Annotated in this window: 14 protein-coding genes and 1 other RNA gene; 4 read left to right on the top strand and 11 right to left on the bottom strand. The window is 43.3% G+C overall.

Features of this window, described 5'->3' with window-relative positions:
- Window positions 1-588: 588 nt before the first annotated feature.
- The 9 genes from L2740_RS04625 to L2740_RS04585 all read right to left on the bottom strand — a co-directional run bounded on the left by L2740_RS04625 (window position 589) and on the right by L2740_RS04585 (window position 12681).
- Window positions 589-1566: a transposase gene (locus L2740_RS04625; RefSeq protein WP_248948948.1), complete on the bottom strand. Its 978-nt coding sequence runs from the start codon at window positions 1564-1566 to the stop codon at window positions 589-591.
- 175 nt (window positions 1567-1741) lie between these two features.
- Window positions 1742-2632: a GGDEF domain-containing protein gene (locus L2740_RS04620; RefSeq protein WP_248948947.1), complete on the bottom strand. Its 891-nt coding sequence runs from the start codon at window positions 2630-2632 to the stop codon at window positions 1742-1744.
- A gap of 490 nt (window positions 2633-3122) precedes the next feature.
- Complete coding sequence (locus L2740_RS04615; protein WP_248948946.1) at window positions 3123-3785, bottom strand: hypothetical protein; 663 nt, start codon at window positions 3783-3785, stop codon at window positions 3123-3125.
- 298 nt (window positions 3786-4083) lie between these two features.
- Window positions 4084-6972 (bottom strand): aminomethyl-transferring glycine dehydrogenase, encoded by a 2889-nt coding sequence (gcvP, locus tag L2740_RS04610; RefSeq protein WP_248948945.1) that lies wholly within the window; start codon window positions 6970-6972, stop codon window positions 4084-4086.
- A 212-nt stretch (window positions 6973-7184) separates the two neighbouring features.
- Complete coding sequence (gcvH, locus tag L2740_RS04605) at window positions 7185-7574, bottom strand: glycine cleavage system protein GcvH (protein ID WP_220767468.1); 390 nt, start codon at window positions 7572-7574, stop codon at window positions 7185-7187.
- A 440-nt stretch (window positions 7575-8014) separates the two neighbouring features.
- On the bottom strand, window positions 8015-9109 hold the full coding sequence (gcvT, locus tag L2740_RS04600) for a glycine cleavage system aminomethyltransferase GcvT (RefSeq protein WP_248948944.1): 1095 nt from the start codon (window positions 9107-9109) through the stop codon (window positions 8015-8017).
- A 293-nt stretch (window positions 9110-9402) separates the two neighbouring features.
- Window positions 9403-10623, bottom strand: a complete 1221-nt coding sequence (locus tag L2740_RS04595; RefSeq protein ID WP_248948943.1) for an FAD-dependent oxidoreductase — start codon at window positions 10621-10623, stop codon at window positions 9403-9405.
- Between the two features lie 126 nt (window positions 10624-10749).
- The gene (gene ubiH, locus L2740_RS04590; RefSeq protein ID WP_248948942.1) at window positions 10750-12009 is read right to left on the bottom strand and encodes a 2-octaprenyl-6-methoxyphenyl hydroxylase; all 1260 of its coding nucleotides are present in this window, start codon (window positions 12007-12009) and stop codon (window positions 10750-10752) included.
- 96 nt (window positions 12010-12105) lie between these two features.
- Complete coding sequence (locus tag L2740_RS04585; protein ID WP_248948941.1) at window positions 12106-12681, bottom strand: UPF0149 family protein; 576 nt, start codon at window positions 12679-12681, stop codon at window positions 12106-12108.
- Window positions 12682-13039: 358 nt separating this feature from the next.
- On the opposite strand from L2740_RS04585, the gene L2740_RS04580 reads away from it, so the two are divergent.
- Together L2740_RS04580 and ssrS are read left to right on the top strand one after the other, a co-directional pair.
- Window positions 13040-13348: a cell division protein ZapA gene (locus L2740_RS04580; RefSeq protein ID WP_028766250.1), complete on the top strand. Its 309-nt coding sequence runs from the start codon at window positions 13040-13042 to the stop codon at window positions 13346-13348.
- A 93-nt stretch (window positions 13349-13441) separates the two neighbouring features.
- Window positions 13442-13623, top strand: a non-coding RNA gene (gene ssrS, locus L2740_RS04575) — 6S RNA.
- A 579-nt stretch (window positions 13624-14202) separates the two neighbouring features.
- On the opposite strand, the gene L2740_RS04570 is transcribed toward ssrS, so the two are convergent.
- Together L2740_RS04570 and L2740_RS04565 are read right to left on the bottom strand one after the other, a co-directional pair.
- Window positions 14203-14538: a hypothetical protein gene (locus L2740_RS04570; RefSeq protein WP_248948940.1), complete on the bottom strand. Its 336-nt coding sequence runs from the start codon at window positions 14536-14538 to the stop codon at window positions 14203-14205.
- A 352-nt stretch (window positions 14539-14890) separates the two neighbouring features.
- Window positions 14891-15226 carry a hypothetical protein gene (locus tag L2740_RS04565; protein ID WP_248948939.1) on the bottom strand — a complete coding sequence of 112 codons (336 nt, stop codon included), beginning with the start codon at window positions 15224-15226 and terminating at the stop codon, window positions 14891-14893.
- Between the two features lie 404 nt (window positions 15227-15630).
- On the opposite strand from L2740_RS04565, the gene L2740_RS04560 reads away from it, so the two are divergent.
- Both L2740_RS04560 and L2740_RS04555 read left to right on the top strand, forming a co-directional pair.
- Window positions 15631-17091, top strand: a complete 1461-nt coding sequence (locus L2740_RS04560) for a glycerophosphodiester phosphodiesterase (protein ID WP_248948938.1) — start codon at window positions 15631-15633, stop codon at window positions 17089-17091.
- Entirely contained in the window at window positions 17084-19546 is a 2463-nt protein-coding gene (locus L2740_RS04555; RefSeq protein WP_248948937.1) for a peptidase associated/transthyretin-like domain-containing protein, read from the top strand. The genes L2740_RS04560 and L2740_RS04555 overlap by 8 nt, the downstream gene beginning before the upstream one ends.
- Window position 19547 lies beyond the last annotated feature (1 nt).

Here is a 19547-nt window from a genome sequence, read left to right as displayed (position 1 = left end):
AAGCACTGTGACTCCCCTCTGCAGATGCCGACAATTATATTAACTAAATTAACAGTGATAATCCCCTATTTAGGTAAATAATTATTACCAAGGTGTAATAATTATTAGATTTCAGATTTTGCTTAAATTTCTATGATTGAGTATAGGTACTCACAAGAAAGTTTCACAAAATCATCCTAATTAGTTTTTATTAAAAGAAAAAGTAGGGGGAGGATTAAAATGAAAAAAAACAGAGCCACTAGAAAAACACAATAATAATCAACAACATAAAAATTAACGTTAACACCTACGATTTTAAGCTAAACATAGATAATCAGATACCTTGTTTATTGTTAAAGGTAGTTAGGAAGTAAAAACAGCAAAAAAGCAAAAAGGACAAAGCCACCCATTATTAATCAACAACCTACTGGTCTATGACTATGATTTTCGGCTAAGCATCGATAATCAAACGTCTTGCATCTTGCTAGGGGAAGTTTAGGAAGTAAAAACGACAAAAAAGCAGGGATTCAATTGAAAATTGACGAGTTATAGGCAAAGCAAAACAACCCATAGTGTCATTCTATGAGTAAGGAGAAATGTTTGAATAGCTTAGCTCCCAGAGAGGTACTGACAACTACTGGCAAAGTGCCGTCGTCGCTTTTCTAAATGCTCACAATAGTGAGTTAACTCCTGTAGTGAACCCACTGGACAATGGAATAACTTACCAAATTCAGATGTAATTTTAATCCAATTATCCATTGGAATGTTAAGCCTATTCAGAATGTTATCTGCTTCAGGAGAGATAGCACCGCGCTTATCATCACGTATAACACGACCGGTTTCATCTACAAGCATTAAATAATCTTTCAGTGAAAAGTTAATCCCTTTTGGCTGGTACTTTCTTTCATTGCCAATGAAAGGGAGCAATTTAGCAGGCTGCTTTCCTTTCAGTGCCGCATTTACCCTTAATTGCAAACTGGTGTAATCTGACTTTTCAGGTGTTTTAGCCATCTTGGCACGAATTGGGTTGAGTTCAACGTACGCCATACAAGCAAGTACAGCGGCTTCATCAAGTAATGCTTGGCTCTTAAACCGCCCCTCCCAAAAATGGCCTGTACAGTTATCTTCATAATTAGCTTGTCGTGCGATAGGTTCATTTAAACAACGCATAAACCAGCTAATATCACACAAGCGCGAACGATAAGTCGCTATTAGCTGCTTGAGTAATGCAACCATACACTCGTCTATCACTTCACCTTTAGCAAACTTCTGTGTTAAATCAGTACCATTAAACAGCTTATGCCATTGCTCAACCACTTCCCTATCTGACCAACCATTCACCTTATCAAGGTCGATATAAAGCACTACATGCAAATGGTTGCTCATCACTGCATACGCAGCTACGTCTATCGCAAATACCTCTGTTAACTTGAGTATTTGCGCCTCAACCCAACCTCGGCGGTGGTCATAATTCTTACCAGTATATTTATCATCACCACATAAGAAAGCACGCCGAACCACACGGCTACAACAGTGGTAATAAGGCGTGTCTTCCAAGCTAATGAGTGTACTTCTAGGACGGGGCATAACAACCTCCTACTTCTGCAATAACTAAAGCTTAGTAAGAGGTCTACAAACATGCATTAACGATGGGTGTCTATGATTGGTTGTAGGAACCCGTGAATAAAGAGTTCCAGCTAATGAGTGCACTTATAGGGCGGGGCGAATAAAGAAAAAAGCAAAATGCCGGCTATTATAGGTTTTACTCACCCTGCAAAACTTCAACCCTATTTCTGCCGAGCGTCTTGGCATTATATAGAGCTTGATCTGCTCGGTTAATTAACGCCTCAAGGCTATCACCTTCTATCATTGTGGTAACACCAAGGCTGACCGTAACGTGTGGCCCTTCAGCAAAACGATGTTGTTCAATAATTGCTCGACATGCTTCAGCCAAATCTATTGCGTTATCTAAATTAGTTTCAGGGCACAAAATTAAAAACTCTTCGCCTCCCCAGCGTCCTACAGTGTCCAGTACACGAGTATTATTGGTCAATATTTCAGAGGCTTGAATTAAACATTTATCTCCCAAAAGGTGACCATAGTTGTCATTCACTTTTTTAAAATGATCGAGGTCAACCAAAATAATGCTTAGCGGATATTGAGAACGTCTACATCTTTCAATTTCATGACTAAGCCTAGTATCAAGCTCTAACCTATTAGCTAACCCTGTCAGCACATCTGTCTTAGCCAGCTTCAACGCTTTTTCTTCCAATAACTTTTGAGTAGTGATATCCGTCGATATCCCTAAAATTCCGATAACTTCATTTGGATTAGTATCTGAATAAATTGGGGCTTTTACATTGAGATAGATTCGTCTTTTAGAAGTTCCTGCATCAACTACAACTTCTTCTTCAGTTGACTCACCCGATAACACTTTTAAATCCACAGCTCGAAGTTCATTTACTACGTCCGAGGGGAAGAATTTAGTGTCAGTAGCTAAATAAAGCTCTTCAGCAGTACACCCAAAAAGTTTAAGCGTATGTATGTTTGCGTATACATATTCGAACTTACGATTTTTGATATAAACAAAAGACTGGACGTGATCTAACGCTGCATATAAGCCACTCAATAAACTAACATGCTCTTCTCGCATTTATCAGCCTTATAATAATATTGGATATGTTCTAAAAAGCGTAAAAAATCTAATAAAAAATATGATTAATCATACCAAGAATATGAACTAAGCGATTAATTTAAAAGCAATTATAAGTATAAAACAATAATTGTAAATCTATTCTTCTGGCTTTTTATAGGCAGTGCTGCTGAAAAAGTAGGTTGGAGGTTTGACCCAATTATTTGTAATCTGCCTATCCTTTTGAGTCTATATAGAAGTTAAAACGAAGCCACCCATTGTTCATTGCTAATCTCACATAAAAGAGAGACCAGAAACAAAAGACAGGTCAGTCATATCTTTTATGCTTTAGCACATCCTCTACTAGGCTTTGTTGTACCTCCTCTTTGCCTAGTGCCATTAACTATGGTGTCAATGGTTGGCTTTCGTAGACCCTAAAAATCCCAATAAAAAAACGCACCACAAAGGGTGCGTTCCAAATAATTGCATCGCTGTCGGTATAGAGCTTAATCTATAGGACTCGAAGTGGCTGCCACAACTCTTTCGACTGCTTCAGCGCTGAAAGCAACGAGTAATATTTCACTTTATACGGCCATTGATTTGATGGATGCCAAAAGTCGACAAAGTAATAACCTTCTGCTTGATACAACCATTCGGCAGACTTTTTGGGGTTACCTAACTTAGGCGCTACAAGTGGGTAGGTCGCACCGCAAATGATCAAATCTGGGTTAATAGCTTTGATTTGTTCAAGTAATAACTCCCAATCACTATCAACATATTTCGATAGATCATCTGCCGCAGATGAGCTTTGACCTGCACTCTTTTTGATATTGATAATAGCGCAGCTTTGAAAGGCCTCTTCGACCTTGAGATCTGATTTGTAACCTTCATCAAATGACTGAACTTCACCAGTAGCGATAAGCTTATTTAGACCATCAAGCCAGTGCGCTACAGACCACCACATCGGCTTACCTAGCTCTTTTAACGTTTTAGAAGCTAGATATTCATTTAGCGCCCATTCTTGTTCAGTTTCAGTTGAACTTTCATAAGCCTCTTTCATCAGAAACAGCACTTTGACAGGTGCTTTTTCCCAAAGGTCTTTGTTAAGAATCCCATCTTCAATGAAAAACTTTTCCTTGTGCAGTTCACGCTTCCGCCATGAAATAAAATCCATTTCTTACTCCTTTGTAATTGTGTTCCTTACAATAGGGGTTTTCAAACCTCCTCAGGGTGATAAAAATCAAATTATTTTACTTTTACTTTAAAGTCATGCTCTTAAAAACAAAAAAAGCGACCACAAGGTCGCTTTTTCAATTCTTTAACTACCAGAAACCACTAAACTCACAATTTCCATAATTGCGTCGCTGGCGATGCTAATGCAAGGCGAACCGAAGGCTCTAGCCCGGAGTTGACTCCAGTCGATGAGGACTGGAGCCGAGGTTCAACGCCGCAGTAGCAAGCCCAAGCAGCAATTACTCGTAGTCGCTGACAGGTGCGCATGAACACATCAAGTTGCGGTCACCAAACACATCATCAATACGGTTAACCGTTGGCCAGAACTTATTCGCCTTAACCGCTGCTGTTGGGAACACAGCTTCTTCACGGCTATATGGACGCTCATCAAATGCAGGATCCATAATGTCAGCTAGTGTGTGCGGTGCGTTGTGCAGTGGGTTGTTATCCACTGGCCACTCACCTGCTTCTACCTTAGCGATTTCGCCGCGGATAGACACCATTGCCTCGATGAATCTGTCTAGCTCAACCTTAGACTCTGATTCTGTTGGCTCAATCATTAGCGTACCAGCAACTGGGAAGCTCATGGTTGGCGCGTGGAAACCGTAGTCGTTTAGACGCTTAGCAATATCCATTTCAGTCACACCAGAGGCTTCTTTAAGCGGGCGTAAGTCGATGATGCACTCGTGCGCTACACGGTCATTACGGCCAGAGTAAAGCACTGGATAATGAGCAGAAAGCTTCTTCATCACGTAGTTAGCGTTTAGTAGCGCTACTTGTGTTGACTGACGTAGGCCTTTTTTACCTAGCAGCTTAATGTACATCCAAGTGATTGGCAGAATACCTGCGCTACCAAATGGTGCTGCTGATACCGCGCCGTTGTTGTCTGACTCTAAGCCGTGCTTAATAACACTGTGACCAGATAGGAATGGCGCTAGGTGCTTTTTAACACCGATTGGGCCCATACCTGGTCCACCGCCGCCATGTGGAATAGCAAAGGTTTTGTGTAGGTTAAGGTGCGACACGTCTGCGCCGATAAAACCTGGTGATGTTAGGCCAACCTGTGCGTTCATGTTGGCGCCATCTAGGTAAACCTGACCACCGTGCTGGTGAATAACTTCACAGATCTCACCAATGCCTTCTTCATACACACCGTGAGTCGATGGGTAAGTCACCATGATGCAAGATAGATTATCAGCCACTTCAGCCGCTTTCGCCTTTAGGTCATCCATATCGATGTTGCCGGCTTTATCACAGGCGGTAACGACGATTTTCATGCCTGCAAGCTGCGCTGATGCTGGGTTAGTGCCGTGGGCAGATTGTGGAATTAGACAGATGTTTCTGTGCGCGTCGCCACGTGACTCATGGTATTGCTTAATTGCCAGTAGACCTGCGTACTCGCCCTGTGCGCCAGAGTTTGGCTGTAGCGATACTGCGTCGTAACCTGTGATATCAACTAACCATGCTGATAGCTCTTCAAGTAACTGAGTGTAACCTTGCGCTTGCTCTGTTGGGCAGAACGGGTGCATGTTACCAAACTCAGGCCATGTGATTGGCGCCATCTCGGTTGCCGCGTTTAGCTTCATGGTACATGAGCCAAGTGAGATCATTGAGTGATTTAGGGCTAAATCTTTGCTTTCTAAACGCTTGATGTAACGCATCATCTCAGTTTCGCTGTGGTAGCGATTAAAAGTTGGGTGCGTCAAGATTGCATCAGTACGTAGTAGCTCAGATGGAATTGACTGGCTGCCGTTAGCAATAATATCGCCATCAAGTGCAGCAACATCTAAACCATGGTCAGCGCCAAGGATCACCTCAAATAGCTCAGCAACATCGCTGCGAGTCGTGGTTTCAGCTAAGCTCAAACCGACAATGCCATCGCTATCGATACGTAGGTTTAGACCGGCTGCAACCGCGCGCGCTTTAACAACGGCAACATCTAAGCCTTTAATTGATAGGGTATCGAACCAAGTGCTGTTAACTAGCTCAACGCCTTTTGCAGTCAAACCAGCAGCGACGATATCCGTTAAGCGGTGAATGCGCTCAGCAATGGTTTTAAGACCTTGTGGGCCATGGTATACCGCGTAGAACGATGCCATGTTGGCAAGCAGTACCTGCGCAGTACAAATGTTTGAGTTGGCTTTTTCACGGCGGATATGTTGTTCACGAGTTTGCATAGCCATACGCAGTGCTCGGTTACCGCGAGTATCTTGTGATACACCGATAATACGACCCGGTAGTGAACGCTTATGTGCGTCGCGAGTCACGAAGAAAGCAGCGTGTGGACCACCAAAGCCCATTGGTACACCAAAGCGCTGTGAGTTACCAAATACTACGTCTGCGCCCATTGAGCCAGGCGACTTCAGTACCACTAGCGACATGATGTCAGCAGCGACTGAAACTAATGCTTTTTTCTCGTGCAGCTTGGCAAATAGTTCGCTGTGATCAACGATTTCACCGTGTACGTTAGTGTACTGGAACAAGGCACCAAATAGCTCGTAGTTAACCGCATCCTCAGCAGGACCTACGATAACTTCAAAACCAAAACACTCAGCGCGGGTTTTAATCACGTCGATAGTTTGTGGGAATACATCATCAGCCACAAAGTAGATGTTAGCTTTTTTAGCTTTAGAAACACGCTTAGATAGCGCCATTGCTTCAGCAGCTGCGGTTGCTTCATCGAGTAGTGATGCAGATGCTAAGTCTAGACCGGTTAGATCCATCGACAGCTGCTGAAAGTTCAAAATCGCTTCTAGGCGACCTTGAGCAATCTCTGGCTGGTAAGGAGTGTACGCTGTGTACCAACCTGGATTTTCTAATACGTTACGCTGAATGACGCTTGGTACTTCAGTGCCGTGGTAACCCATACCAATGTAGCTTTTGAATACTTGGTTTTTATCAGCAATTTTACGGATATAGGCTAGACCTTCAGCTTCGCCACATGAGTCGCCGACTAAAAGATCACGGTTAAGTAAAATAGCACCTGGCACGATTTGCGCGGTTAAGTCATCTAATGACTCAGCACCAACAAAATTAAGCATCTCTTGCTGATGCTCAGCACCTGGGCCGATGTGACGACGAATAAATAATTCGTGCTGCTCTAGTTGCGTAAGGGTTTCAGTGGTCATGGGTAACCTAGTTCCTATTTGCCAGTATCCTACCTGTAGGGGGGAGGAGCTACCGGTCTCTTTAGTTTAGAATTCGATTGTTGTTTGGCAGCATTTAGCTTGTTGAACTCTGCCATTTGGCGTTATTGCCCTGACTATTTACAAGGGTATAAGCCATAAAACGAACAAAGCCCCACTCAGCGATGAGTTGGGGCTTTGTTTATCATCGACGCTTATTCTTCGTCGATAACTGCTTGATAACCTTCGGCATCAAGCAAGTTGTCTAGTTCAGCTAGGTCTGTTGGCATTACGCGGAAGAACCAACCATCACCGAATGCGTCGCTGTTTACTAGCTCTGGAGAATCTTCCAGTGCTTCGTTTACTGCAACAACTTCGCCTGATAGTGGTGCGTAGATGTCTGATGCCGCTTTAACAGACTCTGCTACTGCGCAGTCTTCACCAGCGCTAACGTCGTCGCCAACTTCTGGTAACTCAACGAACACCATGTCACCCAAAAGCTCTTGAGCGTGCTCACTGATACCGACTGTGTAGCTACCGTCTTCTTCTTTACGGATCCACTCGTGAGAAGAAGCATATTTAAGTTCAGCTGGGATATTGCTCATTGGTCTAAATCCTTATTCGATGTTCTAATTCTGTATTTAATAAGACGTTACACTGATTTGCCTAAGTAAGGCTTATATCAATTTTTGCACCTTTTTTACATCATAAGTGCAGTGATTTCATCTAGTTTTTGACGTTTGCCACATTGATTTAGTTCAACGGGATAAATCTATTATTTTTAAGCTTTATTAAGCGTTAGCTAAAAATAGATGAAATCGTTAATTTTGCTCTATCTTACATACCGCGAATACATTTTATATTCGCCGCATCACAAACGGTTTAAACAAACCTTTTTCTGAGCTAATCAAACTCAGTAGCCATTATATGGTGGGGTTAGCCGATAGTTGCTTTGGATTCTAGGAGAAAGCGCGCAGTTGATAAGCATCAATGAGCACTTTCGACAACGAAGCCAATGCAAATAGCTATAACCCCACCAATATAATTAGAATGCTTGTTTACCGTTGCGCACAAACGACGGTGCGATAACTTTTACCGGTACACGCTTTTTACGCATTTCTACTTCAGCCACATCACCAATGGTATTAGGTACGCGCGCCATAGCGATTGAGTAGCCTAATGTTGGTGAGAATGTACCACTAGTAATCGTACCTTGTTGCTCAACGCCATCGCTGTCGGTAAAGAATACCGCCATGCCGTGACGGATAACGCCTTTAGCGTCCATGATCAGGCCAACTAGCTTGTCTGTACCTTCTGCTTTAATCTTTTCTAGCGCTTGGCGACCGTTAAAGTCACGATCGCTTGGCTCCCATGCTACCGTCCAGCCCATGTTAGCGGCGAGTGGGTTAACGCTTTCGTCCATATCTAGGCCGTAAAGGTTCATGCCCGCTTCTAGACGTAGCGTGTCACGTGCACCTAAGCCACATGGGCGAATGCCTGCTTCTAAAAATGCTTGCCATAGTGCTTCGGCTTCAGATTCTGGCACAATCACTTCATAGCCAGTTTCGCCGGTGTAACCGGTAGTGGCAATAAACAGTGAACCAGACTGCATACCAAAGAATGGCTTCATGCCTTCAATTGCTGCGTTTTGCTCAGCGTTAAATACAGTTGCGGCTTTTGCCTTCGCGTTAGGGCCTTGTACGGCGATCATCGCCAGCTCGGGGCGCTCAGTCACTTCAACGCTGAAGCCTTGAACTTGCTCGTTGATCCACGCGAGGTCTTTTTCGCGGGTAGCTGAGTTAACCACAATGCGGTACTCAGTATCTGATAGGTAATAAGTGATAAGGTCGTCGATTACGCCGCCGTTATGGTCGAGCATTCCGCCGTATAGGGCCTTACCTGGCACTTTAAGCTTAGCGACATCGTTGGCTAGCAATTTACGTAAAAAGGCACAAGCGTCATCACCAATCACATCAACCACTGTCATGTGAGATACGTCGAACATACCTGCGTCTTGACGAACCGCGTGGTGCTCTTCGATTTGTGAACCATAGTTAAGTGGCATATCCCAACCGTGGAAGTCTACCATCTTGCCGTTTGATTCTAGATGCTTGTTAAAAAGTACAGTTTTGTTAGCCATTTTTATCCCTTCTTTGGGGTCTTTTAGTCTGCTGCTGATGCCGGCACATATAGGCTGTGCTTGTGTAAGGTAGTGGCACCAGATTTATGTCCTCGCATTAAAATGCGGCGAAATTATACCTTGAGTCGTCACTTTGTATACAAAAGAATTTTCTAATCCGAACAGTTTTTGGATTAGTTTTTCTTATTGCAAAATTGTTAAAACAACCACAAACATTCAACCAAGCTAAAAGCCCAATAAACAAACTCATGAAATAAAAGGCTTATTTAGCTGTGCATGAAATTTGATCATGATTAATTTTGGTTACGGCGACAAAGCTTCGGTAGGTTGTTCTTGTTACCTAACGCCTGTTGAATAAACAGTGTTTTCAATGGCGCAAAATTGTCGACGAAATTTAAGCCAATATCACGGATCGCCTTAGTCACCGGATTCGTACCTTGGAATAAGCGCTTGAAGCCTTCCATTGCGGTGATCATTTCTAGTGCTTCCGCTTTACGCCAGCGCTCTAAATCGCGTAGATGTTTGTAGTCACCAATGTCTTTACCTTGCTGTTTTAGCTCGCTCACCACTTCAACAATGGCCGCAGCATCAAGAAAGCCTAAGTTAACCCCTTGGCCTGCTAGCGGGTGGATAGTATGTGCCGCATCGCCAGCTAATACTAAACGCGGTCCTGCAAAGTGACGCGCATATCGCATACGTAACGGGAACGACTGACGATCACTTTCTAGGCTACACATACCTAAACGGCCATCAAAAGCAGCGGTCAATGCCCGCTCAAATGCCACTTTATCTAATGCTAATAGTTGCTCGACTTTTTCGGGTGACACTGACCAGACGATAGAACACAGATCTTTTTCATATAGCGGCAAGAAGGCTAATGGCCCTTCTTTGTCGAATACTTGTCTGGCGGTTTCACCATGGGGCAGCTCAGTGCGAATAGTGGCAACAATGGCGTGATGATTGTAATCCCAGAAGGTCATTGGAATTTTGCATTGCTCGCGCACCCAAGAGTTGGCGCCATCAGCTGCAACAAGCAGTGCAGCGCTTAAGCTTTCGCCATTATCTAAGGTTAACCATGCTTCGCGCTCACCGAAGGCGATGCGCTCTAAGCGGGTGTTTTCGATATAAGTCAGCTCAGTTAACTCCCCTGCTCGCTCTGCTAATGCAAATGCGATGGCGTCGTTTTCGATAATCGAACCAAGATGAGTTTCGCTAAGTGAGTGGGCGTCAAAGTCAATTTTTCCTAAGCTATCTTTGTCCCACACTTGCATTTTTTGGTAAGGACTTACTCGCGTGGCAGCCAAGTAAGGCCAAGCACCTAAGTTAGTAATAAGCTGCTGGCTTGCCTTATTAATGGCGCTAACTCTTAGTTTGGGCTCACCGGATACGGCTTGAGTTTGTCCGGCATCGATCACCACGACTTTAATGCCTTCCATCGCTAAACCTATGGCAGTAGCTAGGCCAACCATGCCTCCGCCAACGATTGCGACATCATAAGTTTGTGTGCTTAACATCTTTTACCCTTACTCAAAAATGGCGAATTACGCCAACAACATACCACTTTGGCTGCTTGCCTCGTCATGACAGTGTGCATGTTTATTGTTAATTTGACTTTAATACGGCGAAGTTACTGCTAACGATTAACCTTTACGCCAGCCCATTGCTTGGCGCGCCACTGGCGCTTTTAATGGTGGAAACCATGACAATAGTCGTAGCCCAAGATTACGGCCGATCACCAGCGGCCAATAATCGTTTGAAAAACCGCGCACTAAAAACTCGATGTTATTCATGGTGCTTTGTCTGTCGGCTTTTCTGCGCTCAAGATAAGCGTGCGTGACAGCAACACTGCCTATATCATGAGGTTCTGGGTTAGCGAGTACTTGCTTTAGTACATCGATCACACATACCACATCGCGTAGCCCCAAGTTAAAACCTTGGCCAGCAATCGGGTGCAGAGTTTGCGCCGCATTGCCTAAAAAGATAGTGCGCTGATAAATCGGTCTTGGCATATACGACAGCATTAACGGGTAACTAAAGCGCGCACCAATATCGATAAAGCGACCTGCGCGGTAGCCAAAGGCATGTTGTAGTTCGCTAATAAATTCAGCCTTAGGTGCGTTTAATAGTCGCTCGGCATCAGAAGGCTCAAGCGCCCACACCATAGACAAGCGTGACTCACCTTGATTAGCCGCCATTGGCAACAGGGCCAGTGGCCCAGTTTGAGTAAAGCGCTCATAGGCCCACCCGTGATGCGGTTGCTCTACTTGAATATTGGCAATGATGGCAGTTTGATTAAAGTCGACTTGCTCAAGCGGCTGGTTAAAGGCTTGGCGTACTTTGGAGTTGACCCCGTCTGCGGCGATAAGTAATTTAGCGGCAATTTGCTGACCATCTTCTAACGTCAATAGTTGTGAATCTATGCCTGCAACAACATTTTGTAACTTAGCCGGGCAATAAAGTGCTACATCACTTTGTTCAAGTAGGCTAAATAACTTATTACCCACTGCCTCCAGTTCAACCACTTTTCCAAGATAAGGCAGGTGAAATGACTCGCGATTAAGCTCTGTCATGCCAAAATTGCCACGCTCAGAAATATGGATATTGTGAATAGGTTCAGCAAGCGCGTCTAAATGCTGCCACAAGCCTAACTGCTTAAGCTCGAAAATAGAGCCGTGGGAGATAGCAATTGAGCGGGCATCGAAGCCTGGATGCTCAGAGCTGGGTTTGTGCGCTTCAATCAGCGCTATTTTTATTACCCTGTTGCCAGCCTGCTGCTTTGCAAGCTCAGCTAAGCCAAGCGCTAAGGTTGCCCCTGCCATTGCACCGCCAACGATGGCGATATCGACATGATTAATTTCAGTGGTACTTACTACATCAGCGTGTTGGTTATGGTTCGCCATGGAATGTATTGGTCCAATAACAAGATAAGTTAGCTGTTGCTGATACAAAAACCGCCATGCAACAACAGCGATGGCGGTGATTAGTTTAAATAAGCGTTAGTGCATGACGCCTACATCAATTGGCTCGTCGTCATCAACGGCTGGGCCAAACTCGGCGTAACACATTAATGCCGCCATACGGGTAAACTCCATCAGCTCAATCAGTGCAGCTTCTGACTCTTCATCTTCGGCAACGTCAAATTCAACTTGAGCAATTTCAGATAAATCTTGGATCACTTCACGCACGTCTAGTGGCGCTTGATTTAACTTAGGCTGAATAATCGCAATACCGGTTAAAAAGCTCTGCACCCAAAGTGATAAGGCTTCAACGCGCTTTGGTAGCGACTCTTCTTCTTGGGGCAACATAGGGCTAAAGCCAAAGTCGGTATCAGACAAACGAGTCACCGCATCTTGGTATAAGTCGTCAATCAGGCTTTGTAATTCTTTTGGCAGTGCTTGGCCGTCGTTCATCAGCTCAAGCAGTGGTTGTGTCCAACCCGATGGGTTTTGCTCTACACCACCACAAATAAGTCCGACAAGTGCGCCATGAACTTCGACAGGGTGCTGACCAATTTCAGCGGCATTGAGTGCAGTAAGGAGTTTGTCCATCTGCAAGGTAGGTAGGCTAGCCATAAGGTATTTTCCAATCACAAAATTTACTCACTTCATGCTAGCAGAAGTGTGAGTGTCGACCAATAGTCGGCACCATAAAGTCGGCAAAACTTTGTGCTGTGTGCCACAAATGCTGCAATCGTAACCAATACAGCTAATTATCCTTGTAATAACGAGCTTAATGTTAACTGAGCAAAGACTTAAGCTTGTACGATAGTTTATTAATGAAAGCCCTTAACCGCTCTATGTTTGTACGCCAATGGCGATCTAAACAACAATTAATCTAAACTGCGCCAGTTTGCGCGTAGATCGTGTTGCACTTTGCTAGTGAGACCGATATAGTCCGCTCAAGTACACGGTTTAAGGAATTGTTTTCGGGATGAGTAGCAAGGCGATTGACATTACTCTTTTGGGTCGTACCTACTCTATTGCTTGTCCAGAGGGGCGAGAAGCTGCGCTTAGGCATGTGGCCAATAACCTCGAAAAGCAATTAACCTCGCTTAAGGCGCGTACTAACAATATTAGCCGTGAAGAAATTGCCATTATGGCAGCATTAAATATCGGTTATGAGCTGTTAGAAGAACAGCAAAAGAATCAAGAATATATTAAGCAAATGGATGAGAAAATCGGTTTGCTGCAGTCAACACTTGAAGTCGCGCTGGTTGATCGCGCTACAAAAGCTGACTAAAAATAGCTATAATCGCAGTTGCTTTATTAGCACTGAAAACAGTTTTATCGTAAGCCCATTTTAGTCACCCGACTGGTTTACGAACACAAGTTTTGTTCCCTGGGGTATTCGCTAGCTGGTAATGTCCCTGTGCCGATACTTACAAACCCAGGGTGAATGTTTTACTGACATTGTGCAAGCTCGGCTCGTATCGAGAAGCCTTAGGAGGTACTCATTTACCCGCCTTGAACCTACGGTTCAAGGGCTACACCAGCGGTCGGTATTCCGGGGAACATCTAATTACAAAACCATCGTTAGCAATAATGATGGTTTTTTTGTATCTACGCATTAGATATACCGACCTGTCGGACTCTCAGCCAAAACATTGAGGGGAACATCTACTTTTTACATTAAGCCATCTCACTTGAGGTGGCTTTTTTGTATCTACGCATTACTGTTACCGACCGGTCGGACTCTTAATCAAAACATTGGCGGGAACATCTATTTACTAAGCCACTTTGTTGATAACAGAGTGGCTTTTTTGTATCAGTGTATTGGTGATACCGACCTGTCGGACTCTCAGTCAAAACATTGGTGGGAACATCTAATTTTTACATTAAGCCACTTCAGATTGAAGTGGCTTTTTTGTATCTGCGTATTACTGTTACCGACCTGTCGGGCTCTCAGTCAAACATTGGCGGGAACATCTAATTACAAAACCATCGTTAGCAATAACGGTGGTTTTTTATTTGAGCATTAGTTAACCGACCAGTCGGACTTTTAATAACTACTCCATATAATAGGGTTATGAAATATAACTCTTTACTAAATACACAGTAGCAATTGGAATAAGATTTCATCTACTAAAAATAATCTTAATGCTCCTGAATAGAAACAGAGGTTACCGTATATTCCGCTTTTGCCAAAATATCAAAAACAATATCTTTAACCTGACGTTCAGCATTCTTACCTTCTTCACACAAAAGGTAAACCGAGCTTACCAATGGTGTTTTCAGAGCAGGTATTTCACCTTTATGATCTTCCCAATTATTAAGGCTTAATCTAATTTTCCTCTCAGGTGCAACCGCAAGGCTATTTTCCAGATGACGATTTAAAGTATCGCAATCATAGTCTTGTTCTAGGGAGTACGGATTGGCATACAAGTTAAAGATAAAGCAATTGCAAATAAAAAATATTAAAACTTTTTTCATTTCAGTCCTCCTGACAATCTCATTGAAAGCAATGAAATACAAACAATTCAGCAAGTTACCTAGAAATAGAGGCTAAATAACTCAGATTTCCGTTATTACTAGTCTTCAGCATCCAGACTAGGAAGGTAACTATACACGTGCACACGCAAAAGTGTAGCCGCTGTCGAATATTCTTGAAATCAATCACATTTTTAATATTTACATTTTATATCGTCAGTACTTCTAACAACTGCTAGGGCTCTTGAAAAATGGCTATTTATAACGAGAGTTGAAACATCAACTATATACATTAGGTCCACAAACATAAGACTGATTTTTGTACATTTTAAATTTTTCCCATCAAACACCGACCTTAATGACCTAAAACGGAGTTAAGTCGCTCGCTCCATTGTGCTTTTGTCAAAATATCAAACACTATGTCTTGTACCTGACGGCTGGTATTTCTATCTTCTTTACATAAAAAATAAACAAGGTTGACTAACGATATTTTCAGCTCAGGTATTTCACCTTTATGCTCCTGCCAAGTATTCAAACTCGCTCTAATTTTTCTCTCCGGTGTAATTGCAATATGGTTCGTCAGATCATCGTTCAACTTATTGCAATCATAACCTTGGTTTACATCATACGGGATCGCAAATAAGTTGAAGCTCACGCTATAAACAAGCAAGTTTATTAGTACTTTTCTCATTACAAGCACCACCTAAACAATTAAATAAATATATCCGCTTGCAGTTATTATCACTTTGCTGAGTTTGACTTTACAATGGCGCTAATGGCTAAACATAAAACCAAATTCGCCTAACTCATTCTCAACTAATTCAGCTAATGGAAGCTATTAACTAGCAGGCAGTTAATAGCGAATTCCAGCAGTAAAAAAGCAAATCCCTCTAGCCAATATACTGACAAATCGAGCAATTTTGACAGATACCTAGTATTCATATGTCACATTATGTAAAAACCGCATAGCTCAAAAATAGATCAAACACATTAATATCAACAACTTGCATAATCCTGCCTTTATAACCAACATTGTGTTAAACCTTCATTTCGAGTATAAAGCGTGCATAATTAATAACTTGTAATTTAGGGATTATGGCAAGTTACATAAAAAACCCTCGCCGTTACTACGCGGTACTGCTTATTTCACTCTTCGCTCTTTCTGGTTGTAAATCGACTCCTGAGACACCACCTGCTCCTGCGAAGGTCATTCCAGCTCAATTAAGTCATTTACCTTTTGATGTTAAGGTTGACGGCGAAGATATAGTTGATATTCAGCTCACCTTGGGCGATCGCAACCTCTATCTTGCTGAAAATGGTCACATCAAAATGGTATCGATTGCCCAGTGTCCACTGGATATTTCTGCCCACCGCGGTGACTTTCGCTTACCAGAAAGTAGCGACCTTGCTATTGCGTCAGCACTGTTTGATAACTACAACAGTGTCGAAATTGATGTTATGCAATTAAAAGATGGCACTTGGGTGAATCACCATGACAGCCAAACAGGTCGAGCAACCGTTTATTACACCGGCGAGCGCTATAAACTTGAGCGTATGAACCGCCAGCAATATGCCAATTTAAAGCTGCGCCAAAAAGGCTCGAATGATTTGTTGGATATGCGGCCAATTACAGCATATGAGGCATTCACAACCTTTGCAGCTTACCGCTCTTATGATCAACTACTCAACGTTGAGATTAAGTCTGAAGCCAATGGTCATGAGTTAACTGAACTCGACAATATGTTACGCCAAACGATTGGTCAGGGTGGCTTTTACTATTCAGCATCTGACCTTGAAATGCTTGAGAAGCTCCGCGGAATTAATCCACGTGTATACCTAGGCTTTGTTCAAGGCGCTCACCCTACCAGTGTTGATAAAGTAACTGCCGATCTACGCCGCGGCGCGCAGAACGACGACTATTACCTAGATAACCAAAGCAATATCGAGTTTGCTGGAAAGTATGGTACCAAGCGCTATCGCTCTCGTTATAAAAACTACGCCTCGTCCCCAGGCATTAAAAAGCTTAATAAAAAGCTGGGCAATAACTCTGGTTTGCACTTAGATATTCGCAGTTTCATGCAAAATACCAGCGTGTTAAACAGCGCTCATCGTTACGGTATGAAAGTGTATACCTATACGATTAACGGCACCGATTATCATCAGTCACAGTTAAAACGTCTATCTAAGCCAAAGCTACCTGATGGCGTTATCGTTGACACGACGCCTTACAAGATCTGCCAAAAATTATTTAACGCCGCAGTTCCTAAGAAACGTTATCAACCACTTACAGCTTCTGGCAGATATATCGCCTCACTACCAAGCGACACTGACTTTGACCGCTTTAATGAAATGCTAGGTTATCAGCAAGAAGGCTATTACATCTCGTTAAGTTCGGGTCTAAAAGCGATTGCTAGTGCTAAAGCTAAGCCTAAAAAAGTCAGCCATAAGACTAACGCCACTAATCCCCATGGTTTTCCAACCATTGTTGATGAAGAAATCGAAACCACAAACAGCAAAACCATTATTTTAACCCTACCAAGTAGTAACAATGACTGATAAAAAACACAGCCCATTTGCCACTGGTTTGCTCAAGGCCGCGCCAACGCAAACTAAAATGGCAGAAGCAGAAAAACAACTGCAGAAGGTGCAAAAAAAGCAGCAATCTACGGCTGCTAAGCAACAAAAGCAGCAAAAAGTCGAACAGCAGATAGCCATTACCGGAAAACCATTTTGGTGGTTGATGACGATGTTCGTCTGCTCAGTGGTGTACCTATTCCCTGAAGCGGTATTTAACGCCGCTTTAACTGATGTCGCAGGTGGCCGTAACTCTAGCCATGATGATCTGCGCGCGGTTGAGCTGTTTGGCCGAACCATTAGTGGTATTGGTGTTACCTTGCTACTGGCTGATATGTTACTAACGGGCAAACGTGTTGCGCGAGTTGGTGCGGCTTTAGGTTATTTCAGCTTAATCGCCATACTTGTATGGCCAACTGTATTTTTTGGCCAAAAATGGTTAGTCGATAAATTTATTATTGACGCCTCTACACCCGCAGAGCGTCAGCAAGCCTATATTTCACAGGTGCTACGCAGTGCGTTAATTGAAAAGTCGATTCAATTTGAAGGTATTAATTACGACCCCGATACTGCCCACAGCAGTACGGAAAAAGCTTTTTTATCTGTGTTTGGTGGTTTGGTATATGCCGACGATAAACTGGTCGATGATCTATCGCAGAAAAAGCGCATGATCATGGAGAAATTTGTCCGCGATAGAGCTATGTCTAACTTTGATACTCATTATCAAGATTACGACGAGTTTCGCCAAACTCTGCGCGGCAAATATCAAGAGTATGCCGATGGTTCAGCTAAATATAACCGAGCAATTGCCAGTTCGCCTGAACGTTCAGACGAATATTGGTTAGATACCCAAAACCAAGTAAAACAAGGTTGGGAAAAATATCAAAAAGGCGTAACAGCCTATGAGGCACGGGTTGAATCACGTGCACAAAAAATTGCTCCTAAAATTTATGACTATTTTGAACGCCGTAACAAATGTAAGGAGCGAAAAGGCAGCAGCCGTAATAGCTGCTACGAGCGCTTACAAGAAAACTATGATCGCGAGATCAAAAAGCTAAGTATTCCTTATATTCCTGCTGACGACTGGCTTATTCGCGAGGAGATCTCTACCTCTGAAAATGTCGGCAACTCTATCATTGCAGGTGTAATGACCTTTGGCTTATTCACCGCCATGCAAGCAGTTGACGCAGCAACCGGTGGCGATGCGGGCTTGAAAGATCACCGCATGGTTTATACCAACGACGTCAATCACTATAAAAACGTGTTGATGGTAAAAATGGAGCCTAACTTCATTAAAGAGTCCGGCGGTTATCCACTAGGTATTACCTCATTGCACACTTTTAGAGTGCATGAGCTAACCAGTATTAAAGTAAACAAGAAACTAAAACAAAAAGGCCTAAGCTTACCTACTGCTTGGTCTATTACCGACCGTTTAACCTTTGATAAAGCCGTTGCCAGCAAGGTACGCCAGCAAGCTGATATTGAATGGCGCAAAAACATGCGCGCTAAAAATACTGATATGCCACCAAACCTAAGTTGGCAGCAGTTCCAGCGTCATCACGAAATTCAGCAGCGCATTGCCAAACGCATGGGCGACCTATACGTCAACCCAACTTTAGCTGACTGGAACAATCGTCAGTTTAAGCAGCAAATCATTGAGCCCAATATTCAACGTAAAACGACCGAGTACATCAATGTATTAGAGGCGCAACAAGCTGAGTTTGCTGATGGCGGTAAATTTGAAGCTACGGGCAAGTCGGCGCTACGGGCTACGATTATTCCACCTATTTCAATGTCGATAAGTTTAGCCCTAGTGCTGCTTACCGTACTGAAACTACCGATGAAGTTGGTGGAATTGGTACAAGCGAAACAGGCAAAGCCCAAAGAAGACAAGGCAAGTAAACCTTATCTAAAACCGGCAATCACTGCGACTTTGCTAGCTGCAATTTTTGTGGTGCCTTTATCTGTTGGTGGCAATAAGTACACCATGGAAGACTCGGCAATGAATTACTTCTTCGAGCAAATGGAGAAGAACGATTCAGCCAGTGTTTCTTATGCGCTTAAATGGCTACTGGTTACTCAGCCCTTGGTGCAACCTATTGGCACATCAATAGATAACGCGCTAAACATGACCCGAGGTTTCCACGCGATTAGCGAACCACTAGACCGTTTTGACCTAGCGGTTTTACCTGAACATGATGAGGTTGCTAGCACAAAGAGCACTGCCGCTAAACCCACTTTAAAACTGCCGTTAACAGTAAATACTAATGTCGATAATGCCAGAATTTCGGTGATGAACATTAAACCCAAGTATCAAGCCGGCATGCTGCTTCCACCGGGCGGATATGACATTAAAGTTAGCGCGCCTGGCCACCAGGCTGTGCGTCAATGGGTGTATCTAAAGGCAGATCAAACCCAATTTACCATCAAACTTTAAC

Source organism: Shewanella pneumatophori (assembly GCF_023283895.1).
Lineage (GTDB): Bacteria > Pseudomonadota > Gammaproteobacteria > Enterobacterales > Shewanellaceae > Shewanella > Shewanella pneumatophori.
This window is presented reverse-complemented; position numbering and strand designations above follow the sequence as displayed.

Bases quoted from the DNA above. Each gene is read 5' to 3' on its own strand.
- L2740_RS04570 (WP_248948940.1), bottom strand. From the start codon at position 14,538: ATGAAAAAAGTTTTAATATTTTTTATTTGCAATTGCTTTATCTTTAAC.
- L2740_RS04560 (WP_248948938.1), top strand. From the start codon at position 15,631: ATGGCAAGTTACATAAAAAACCCTCGCCGTTACTACGCGGTACTGCTT.
- L2740_RS04585 (WP_248948941.1), bottom strand. From the start codon at position 12,681: ATGGCTAGCCTACCTACCTTGCAGATGGACAAACTCCTTACTGCACTC.
- L2740_RS04625 (WP_248948948.1), bottom strand. From the start codon at position 1,566: ATGCCCCGTCCTAGAAGTACACTCATTAGCTTGGAAGACACGCCTTAT.
- L2740_RS04615 (WP_248948946.1), bottom strand. From the start codon at position 3,785: ATGGATTTTATTTCATGGCGGAAGCGTGAACTGCACAAGGAAAAGTTT.
- gcvT (WP_248948944.1), bottom strand. From the start codon at position 9,109: ATGGCTAACAAAACTGTACTTTTTAACAAGCATCTAGAATCAAACGGC.
- L2740_RS04555 (WP_248948937.1), top strand. From the start codon at position 17,084: ATGACTGATAAAAAACACAGCCCATTTGCCACTGGTTTGCTCAAGGCC.
- L2740_RS04580 (WP_028766250.1), top strand. From the start codon at position 13,040: ATGAGTAGCAAGGCGATTGACATTACTCTTTTGGGTCGTACCTACTCT.
- ubiH (WP_248948942.1), bottom strand. From the start codon at position 12,009: ATGGCGAACCATAACCAACACGCTGATGTAGTAAGTACCACTGAAATT.
- L2740_RS04565 (WP_248948939.1), bottom strand. From the start codon at position 15,226: ATGAGAAAAGTACTAATAAACTTGCTTGTTTATAGCGTGAGCTTCAAC.
- gcvH (WP_220767468.1), bottom strand. From the start codon at position 7,574: ATGAGCAATATCCCAGCTGAACTTAAATATGCTTCTTCTCACGAGTGG.
- L2740_RS04620 (WP_248948947.1), bottom strand. From the start codon at position 2,632: ATGCGAGAAGAGCATGTTAGTTTATTGAGTGGCTTATATGCAGCGTTA.
- gcvP (WP_248948945.1), bottom strand. From the start codon at position 6,972: ATGACCACTGAAACCCTTACGCAACTAGAGCAGCACGAATTATTTATT.
- L2740_RS04595 (WP_248948943.1), bottom strand. From the start codon at position 10,623: ATGTTAAGCACACAAACTTATGATGTCGCAATCGTTGGCGGAGGCATG.